Origin of the sequence: Amycolatopsis sp. WAC 04169, assembly GCF_003947535.1 — a bacterium.
GTDB lineage: Bacteria > Actinomycetota > Actinomycetes > Mycobacteriales > Pseudonocardiaceae > Amycolatopsis > Amycolatopsis keratiniphila.
Genome location: NZ_QHJI01000076.1, coordinates 1 through 625 on the forward strand (window position 1 = coordinate 1; position 625 = coordinate 625).

1 protein-coding gene is annotated in these 625 nt (G+C 67.4%); it reads left to right on the forward strand.

The features are described 5' to 3' along the window. Nucleotides 1-625 (forward strand): Gfo/Idh/MocA family protein (locus DMC61_RS41070; protein ID WP_370456458.1); only part of this gene is annotated, 625 nt, incomplete at both ends.

Below are 625 nucleotides of genomic sequence, written 5' to 3' on the forward strand. Positions count from 1 at the left end.
ATCCGGCAACGACCGGCTGCAGGTCGGGTTCAACCGCCGGTTCGCGCCGCTGCTGAACGAGTCGATGCTCCACTTCGGACCGCGGATCGGTCCGGCCTCCGTGCGGTACCTGGTCAACGCCGGTCATCTCGACGCGAACAGCTGGTACAACCAGTCCGACAGCGAGGGTTCGCGGTTCGCGGGCGAGGGCGGCCACTTCATCGACACGGTCAGCTGGCTGCTCGGCTCCGACCCGGTGTCGGTGTACGCGACCGCGACACCCGGCCACCAGGACCTGCAGATCCTGCTGCGCTACCCGGACGGCTCGACCGCGTCGATCGCGTACACCACCAGCGGTTCGCCGGCGTTCCCCAAGGAGACGATCGACGTCACCGCCGACGGCAAGGTGCTGAAGTTCGACGACTTCGCGCGCGCGTCGGTGTTCGGCCGCAAGAAGTGGGCGAGCTCCCGTATCCCCAAGGGCCGGGACAAGGGGCAGGTCGCCGAGCTCGAAGCGTTCGTCAACGCGCTGACGACCGGTGTCTCGATGCCGGTTTCCGTCGAGTCGCTCGTTTCGACGACTTTGGCCACGCTCGCGGTCAACCGCAGTCTCGAAACCGGGATGCCGGTCCGGATCAACGCCAAG